Source organism: uncultured Campylobacter sp., assembly GCF_938031315.1.
Classification (GTDB): Bacteria; Campylobacterota; Campylobacteria; order Campylobacterales; family Campylobacteraceae; genus Campylobacter_B.
In genome coordinates this window covers 1-7,467 of sequence record NZ_CALHHT010000149.1, presented here as the reverse complement: position 1 = coordinate 7,467, position 7,467 = coordinate 1, and the positions used below count along the sequence as shown (strand labels likewise).

Genomic DNA, 7,467 nt, shown 5'->3' with positions numbered 1-7,467 from the left:
ATAGCCTTTTCATATTCGCTAGTTCTTATGTAGTGAAGCGTCGTAACGAATTTTTTAACCTTGTTAACGTCCATCTGATAGCACATCTCTATCACTACGTCCTGCACGTTTTGCGGTTTGTCTTTAAGCCAGGCAAAGGCTTCAAATACTGCAGGGCGAAGTTTGCGCAGTTTCAATTCTAAAATTTGATCCGCCACCGCGCGGCCCATCGGCTCTATCTTTCCGCCGTTTAGTGCTAGCTCGTCTTTGCTTAGCGCCGAAACTAAAAAGCCGTAGCCGATAGTCTTGTAGCCTCTGCTATCTTCGTAAATTTCACCGCAAAAGCCTTCGTTTTCTTTGATGTTTGCGATTAGGCTCATTCTTCGCTCCTTTGCTCGTCTAAAACTTTTGCGGCAATATTACGCCGTTGCGCGGCTCAAAATCTATCAAAAAGCTGTGTCAAAGGATTGTGCCAAAATCCTTTGATAAAAAACTATGCCAAAAGATTTTGATAGATTTTGAGATATTTGCCGTGCTATAGTTGCGAAAAATGGCGAGAGCAGGAGATGGAATGCTTGTAGAGTTTGAAAAAGAGTTGATCGAAACGATTAAGGGTGTTTGCAAAAACACTTCGCCCTATCTCGGTGAGCTTGAGAATAAGGACGAAATGGAGCTGCTTATAAAAGGCGGAGATAGCTTCGTATTCGTAGAGTTTCTGAGCGAGAGATATGAAAACGTGGTGAGCAAAATAGGCACCTTCAACATTCACATTTTAAGCACAACGTCTAGCAAGCAGCAAAGCTATAGGCAAGAAAATATATATAGAGCCATCGATCTTTGCGAAAAAATAGACAAAAAACTCAGGACATCCGAGCTGAATAATGAATTTCGAATTGAGCCGAAAACCTTGAAGGTGACGCACAACAGCATAACTGATTATGGGTATATGTATGTTTTGACGCGAGAAATTCAGACTGAGTTTCTTGAAAAAAGCGAATGGCTCAAAGAGGGCTAGGTTGTAAGGTTGTAACGATTGTATCGAAAGAGGAATAGATGAGATTTCAAGCAAATTTAATATCGCTTAAGAGCGAGAACACGGGCGATGATCTTGTAGAGTTGCTACTAGCGGTTCCGGGTGAATGGAAAGGGCATTATAGCGGAGTATTTCGTATCGATAGCGCAGATTTAGAAAAGATGAAGCTTAATTTTGATGCTCGCAAGATAGATCTCGTAATTGACTACGAGCATCAAACCCTTATGGGTTGTGAAGCGCCTGCGGCGGGCTGGATCAAAGAGATGCATATAAGAGACGGCAAGCTTTATGGAATGGCGAGTTGGACCGCAAAAGCGAAAGAATACATCAAAAACGGCGAATACAGATATCTAAGCCCGGTATTCAATTTTGAAGCGGTCGACAAAAAGACGGGAGCGTGGATAGGCTGCGAGATCGAAAGCGTCGCGTTAACAAATACGCCGTTTCTTGATGAGCTTGAAGAGATAAGAGCAAATAAAAATTTTATGGCAAAGGAGAAAAATATGCCTGAAAACGAAAAAAATGGTGCGGATGTCGCTGCGCTAAAAGCGCAATACGACGCGCAAATCACCGCTTTAAAAGCGGAGCTTGAGACAAGCAGGAGCGAGGTTGCAGCGCTAAGCGAGCAGCTTGCGGAGAGTGCGGTAGAGGGTGCCATCATTGCAAATAAGCTTCCCGAGGGACAAAAGCAGTGGGCGCTAAGCTATGCAAAGACCGATTTAAACGGCTTTAAAGAGTTCTTAAAGGGCGTTACGCCGCCTCAAAAAACAGACTTGCCAAAGAACGATCTGTTTGCCAATAAAAACCAACCCCAAAACGACATCGACGTCGTTAAATTTGCATTAGGAGAATGAAAATGCCAAACGAAGGAAAGAAACCAAATACCATCGGAGACATAGTCGTAAACAAAATACTCGGCGTCAACGCGAAAGTGGAGACCACCAAAGCTTTGGAGTGCGGAGCCGTACTATTTAGCATTAATGGCGGCGAAAGCTTCGCTGCGGTAACAAGCGACAACCAAACCGCTACTATCGCAAATGCCGCTGCGGTATTCGGCGTGCTCTGCGATGGCGTAGAAGCTACCGGGAATGCCGACGTGCTGGTACTCGGCGAAGTTAAGCTTGCGGATGTAGCCGCAGAGCTAAAAACCGCGCTATTTAAGCAAAAAATAGTAGTGAGATAAGGAGAGAAGACAATGGACGAACTTTTAAAATACTTCACAGTTGATGCGATGACCGAGATCGTCAATCAGGTCAAAGCGGACCAAAGCTTTATTATGGACACATTTTTTAAAACATGGACGCCGACGCTTTCAAATTCGCACAATATCATCATCGAAAAAGGTGCGGGCGTAATCCTTGAGAGCGTCAGCGAAAACGGCGAGCATTTGGTGACGAAAAACCCGGATCAAACGATAGTATCCGTGCCGCTTCCTCGCTTTCCGCAATACGATACGCTTCCGGCAAGCGAGATGAATTTGCTGAAAACGCTCAATACCCAAAAAGAGCAATTGAAGTCCCTTTCGGCGGCTATCGGTAAAAAGCTTGCGAAGCAAAAAAGCAACGTTACCAATACGCTTGAGTATATGGCGGCAGGAGCCATATTCGGCAAGGTAATGGACGGCAAAGGTAACGTGCTTCTTTCTTTGACCGCAAACCGCAAAAAGATCACGATCGGAAGCACTACGAAGCTAATGACGCTGCTCAACGACATAGAGGCCGCTCAAGTCGACGTATTGGGGGCCGCGAAGCCGTATATAGCATTGGTAACCAGAGAGCTTTATGCGGAACTGCTTGCCCTTGTAGAAAAAGAGGAGCTTCTCAAGTCAAATTCAGCAAAAATCACCGATAAAAACAACGTATTGACGCTCGAGCTTTTCGGCAAAACCTTTATGCCTTACGATGCGACCTATGACAATACCAAGGGCAAGCCTACGCGTTATATGAGCGGCAAAAAAGGGGTAGTCGTACCGCTTGACAGCAATATGTTCGAAGTGATTTACACCAGGGCTAATCATACCGCAGCTATCGGCAAGGCTCCTACTAAATTCTTTGCGGCGGCTCCGGAAGTGCTTGATAAAGGTGCAGGCTGGGGCATCGTGAGCGAAAGTAGACCGATTCCCGTTTGCAATAGGCTTGATGCGATCGTTGAGCTTGAATTTGCATAAAAATCAATTTAAAAGGGCTCTAAGCCCTTTTAAATTAAAAACGACCGAACACACGTAAAAAATGTTTTAAACGTTTTAACATGCTTTTAATGCGCGTTAAAAGGCTTAAAAGATTTAAGGATAAAGCCCAATGATAACAAACGATGATCTACTTGAAGAAGTTTCGCACAAAGAGCTGCTGGAGCTTAGCGATTTTGAGGGAAGCGGCAGCATAAATCAAAGCATCATAGACGATAGCCTAAACGATGCGCTAGCATTCATCGCATCGTTTATAAGGATCCCGGCCAATCCCACCAAGCTTCTAAAAGATATCTGCGTTGATCTCACGATAATCGAGTTAAAAAAGCGCAACAACTTTCCGAAAGACATTCTAGCCGAGCAGATCGAAAAGATCGAGGGGCTGCTTTTGAAAATGGCTGCGGGTAAAATTCCGACCGATGAGAAGAAAGATGATACGCCGAGGCTTGCTTCAAGGGCATTCAGACACTACGAAAAACGAATGGATCTAAAGGACCTAAATGGCTGAGAAACCAAATATCAAAGATTTAGCACGAGAGTTATATCTGAAGGGCTTTAGCGTTGAGCGAATAGCTGAAATTTTAAATAAAAACGTAAAGACGATTAAGAACTACAAAGCCGGCAGTAATTGGGATGAGCTCAAAACCGCGAGCTATCTGAACCGCGGCGGCGAAGAGAAACAAAATATCTATCAAAATTTCATCGAAGAGATGCGCCTGGCGGTCAAAGATATCAGAGAGAGCGAACTGCCCGCGGGCAAAAAGGCCGAGGCGCTTTCAAAAATAGGCGACAGTTTCGTCAAGATGACCAAAGTAGCAAGCTACGAAAATCCGGCGGCATACCGCCTAAGCATCGCTAAAAAGGTCATTATGCTAGTAGTAGATAAATTTAAAGACGACGAGAACAAAGAGTGTATCAAAAAACTCGTCGAGCTCATCGAGAGCGAGAAATTTGTCAAAGCCATCGAAGAGCTTGACGTTTAGGATGATGTATGCTTTTTTCAAGAGATGAGCTAGATAGCTTTTTGGAAGACAGCAGAGAAGCGCACAAACAAGCCGGCGCCGTAGAACCCGAGCTTAGCAAGCTGACGCGCAAAGACTTCTACGACTGGCTGGAGGAGCTTAGCGGCGAGCTAAAAGAGCAGATTCATCTAAATAGCCCACTATCCCCCAAAGATAGAGCCGCTAGACTAAAGCGCGCCGAGCACGATTTTCTATATTTCGCAAAAACCTATTTTCCGCACTATTTTAGCATCGATAGCTCTTGTGCGCTTCACGAGGATCTAGCACAAATTTTTGAAGCTATGACGCAAAACGCAAGCGGCGACAAATATGTTCGAGCCGCGCCGCGCGGGCATGCAAAAACCACGTATTGCTCGCAGCTCTTTCCGCTTTGGTGTATTTGTTTTGCAAAGAAGCGCTTTATAGTGGAAATTTCGGACGCCGTGGAGTTGGTGGAGGGGTGTTTGGAGGCTATAAAGGCAGAGCTTGAAGACAACGCAAATTTAAAAATGGACTTCCCGCATGTCTGCGGCGCAAGCAAGAATTGGAAGATAGGCGAGTTCGTATCCAAAAACGGCGTGAAGCTCAAAGCATTCGGCTCCGGAAAGAGGCTGCGCGGCGTAAAATTCGGCGTTTACCGCCCCGATCTGGTCGTCCTTGACGATTTGGAGAACGACACAAACGTACGTAGCAAAGAGCAAAGAGACAAGCTCGAGGAGTGGCTCGATGAGGCGGTGCTTAATTTAGGCAGCGTCGACGGAAGCTTAGATGTACTTTACATCGGTACCATACTGCATGCCGACAGCGTGCTGGCGCGAAAGCTGAAACTGAAATTTTGGAACGCCAAAAAATATCAGTCCGTGATAAATTTCCCAAGGCGAATGGATCTATGGGAGCAATGGAGCGAGCTGTATCGCAATATCTCAAAGGACTCCAGCGACGAGTTTTATATGCGGCATAAAAAGCAGATGGACGAGGGCTCGCAGGTGCTTTGGCCTGATGCACTACCAATCCTAAAGCTCATGCAAAAGCGCGCTGAAAACCTAAAATCATTTAACAAAGAGCAGCAAAACGATCCGCGAAACGAAGCTCAAATCTTTACAAAAGAGGCTATGCATTTTTATCGCGAGCTTCCGAGATGCGATTATTTCGTTATGTATATTGATCCTGCGGGCGAAAAGAAAAAGAGCGACTATACGGCTATTACGGTGCTGGGCGTCAGCAAGATAGAAGCTAAAATTTACGTAGCCGAAAGCATTGTAGAGGTCATGAAGAGCAAGAAAACGATCAAAGAGATCCTTCGCCTAAACGGGATATATCGTCCAAGAATGTGCGCGATCGAAAGCAACGGCGGGCAGGAGTTTTTTAGGCAATGGATCAGAGAGAAGGCCTTTGAGGTGGGTGCGAAGCTGCCGCTAAAGGGAGTGAATAATACGGCCGCTAAGGGGCAGAGGATAGAGGAACTCGAGGTGCCGATCGATGACGGAGAGATAGTATTCCATCAAAGCCAAAGCTTGCTTATAGAGCAGCTTTGCGAATACCCGGAAGGCAAGCACGACGACGCACCCGACTCTTTGGCGGGAGCATACGAGCTTACAAAACTCAAAAGAAAGATAAAAAGGCGCAGTAGATGATATTTGAGAAACTTTTTAAGAATAAAACCGAGCAACCGCAGCGTAAAAAAACGGCAGTTGTGGCCCAAAACAGCACGCTGATCGATCTGATAATCAACACCGGCGTTTCCAGCATAAGCGATAGCGATATGGATATGATCCTAACAGATCTTACGGTTACGCAGTGCGACGTCAGTCGTAAATCCGTCACCGAGAAAAAAGAGATCCAAATCATTTGCGATGATGAGGAGATCGTTAAAAATTTCAAAGCCATTTTTAACCCGGATATCGTCAGTCAAATTCTCGAGACCTATCTTTACGGGCTCAATGTCTTTGAAATCAACTACAAAGAAAAAGACGGATTAATTTACCCGCGTCTCGTGCAGAGGGATTTTCGGCAGTTTAAATTTAACGATGCGGGTGAGTTTGTATTTGTAGCCGGCGGAAGCGAACAAGAGATCCCGCCGCTTAAAGTTATTTACGCGCTCAATCGCGCAAATTTTAGAAAAACATACGGTGACGGGCTTATTAAAAAGCTCTATTTCCCCGTCAAGATGAAAAATGCGAGCTTAAAATTTTGGTTTAGGTTTTTGGAGCGTTTCGGCTCGCCCTGGGCGGTTGCAAAAACAAGCTTCGATCCGGACGAGCTAGCAAACGAAGTACAGGCTATGCTTAGCGGCGACAGCGCAGTCATCGATACCGAAGAGGAGCTTACGCTGATTCAGCCAAGCTCAAACGTAGATTTTACGAGGCTTCCGACGTACCTAGACAATCAAATCAGCAAGGCGATTTTAGGCGCAAATTTGACGAGCGACATCAAAGAGGGTAGCTACGCCGCGGCAAAAACGCACAACGAAATCAGAGAGGATCTTGCCGCAAACGACGGCAAAATTTTAGGGTTCGTGATGAATAAGACGATCGACTTTTTTAAGGAGATCAATAACTATAAAGGTGAAATCGAAGCGAAAATTTACGACGAGGACGCCCCGAACGCGGAGCGTGCAAGCAGGGATAAGACGCTATTTGATATGGGCTTTGTGCCGACCGCAAAATACATCACGAAGATCTACAATATAGAGCTGGACGAAAAGGCTATTAAAGAGCGTTTAAGTAGTGATTTAAAGGCGAATAAACGGGTTTTAAAGAACGCAAATAAGCCGATAGATCGCTTCGAAAAGGCTAGCAGCGAATTAAAAATCGATGACGGCGAGATAGAGGCTACATTAAATGAATTGATCGCGCAAAGCGAAACCTACGAGCAGGCGTTTGATAGGCTTTATGAGCTTTACGATCTGCCGTTTGATGAGCTTGAAAAATATATGTTTCGAGCTATCGCAAACGCAGAGATGATCGGATATACGGATGAATAGCGGCTTTAGCTTTCAAAAAGAGCCTACGGCGGTATATGAGTATCTGCAAGGCAAAAACGCTGAGATCCATTTTGATTATGATGAGATCATGCACGATGCGCATAAAAAAACGTTTACGATCGCAAAGATGACCGATTTAGATCTTCTAAAAGATATGCAAAACTCGCTCGCTCAAGCTTTTAAAAATGGAATCTCGTTTGAGGAGTGGAAGCAAAGCGTAAAGCCTATACTAGCCAAAAAGGGCTGGCTCGGTAGGATCAAGGTCAAAGATCCTAAAAGCGGCGAG

General features: G+C 45.2%; 9 protein-coding genes and 1 pseudogene. 9 read left to right on the top strand and 1 reads right to left on the bottom strand.

Going from position 1 to position 7,467, the window contains the following annotated elements:
• A partial coding sequence (locus tag Q0236_RS04070) for a lysozyme (RefSeq protein WP_297915382.1) occupies window positions 1-359 on the bottom strand: 359 nt, incomplete at its 3' end.
• Window positions 360-550: 191 nt separating this feature from the next.
• Between Q0236_RS04070 and Q0236_RS04065 the strand changes: the two genes are divergently transcribed.
• From Q0236_RS04065 to Q0236_RS04025, 9 genes and pseudogenes are all read left to right on the top strand, one after another.
• On the top strand, window positions 551-994 hold the full coding sequence (locus Q0236_RS04065) for a hypothetical protein (protein WP_297915379.1): 444 nt from the start codon (window positions 551-553) through the stop codon (window positions 992-994).
• 38 nt (window positions 995-1,032) lie between these two features.
• Complete coding sequence (locus Q0236_RS04060; protein ID WP_297915377.1) at window positions 1,033-1,866, top strand: phage protease; 834 nt, start codon at window positions 1,033-1,035, stop codon at window positions 1,864-1,866.
• Between the two features lie 2 nt (window positions 1,867-1,868).
• Window positions 1,869-2,195: a hypothetical protein gene (locus tag Q0236_RS04055; protein WP_297893903.1), complete on the top strand. Its 327-nt coding sequence runs from the start codon at window positions 1,869-1,871 to the stop codon at window positions 2,193-2,195.
• A 12-nt stretch (window positions 2,196-2,207) separates the two neighbouring features.
• Window positions 2,208-3,179, top strand: coding sequence for a major capsid protein (locus tag Q0236_RS04050; protein WP_297915375.1), 972 nt, complete (start codon window positions 2,208-2,210; stop codon window positions 3,177-3,179).
• A gap of 130 nt (window positions 3,180-3,309) precedes the next feature.
• Window positions 3,310-3,705, top strand: a complete 396-nt coding sequence (locus Q0236_RS04045; RefSeq protein WP_297915373.1) for a phage protein Gp36 family protein — start codon at window positions 3,310-3,312, stop codon at window positions 3,703-3,705.
• Complete coding sequence (locus tag Q0236_RS04040; RefSeq protein WP_297893911.1) at window positions 3,698-4,180, top strand: DUF1804 family protein; 483 nt, start codon at window positions 3,698-3,700, stop codon at window positions 4,178-4,180. Before Q0236_RS04045 ends, Q0236_RS04040 begins: the two co-directional genes overlap by 8 nt.
• An 8-nt stretch (window positions 4,181-4,188) precedes the next feature.
• Complete coding sequence (terL, locus tag Q0236_RS04035; RefSeq protein ID WP_297915371.1) at window positions 4,189-5,832, top strand: phage terminase large subunit; 1,644 nt, start codon at window positions 4,189-4,191, stop codon at window positions 5,830-5,832.
• Window positions 5,829-7,181, top strand: a complete 1,353-nt coding sequence (locus tag Q0236_RS04030) for a DUF935 family protein (RefSeq protein ID WP_297915369.1) — start codon at window positions 5,829-5,831, stop codon at window positions 7,179-7,181. The genes terL and Q0236_RS04030 overlap by 4 nt, the downstream gene beginning before the upstream one ends.
• Window positions 7,174-7,467: pseudogene (locus tag Q0236_RS04025) on the top strand (phage head morphogenesis protein); the annotation flags it as partial. The gene Q0236_RS04030 and the pseudogene Q0236_RS04025, both read left to right, overlap by 8 nt.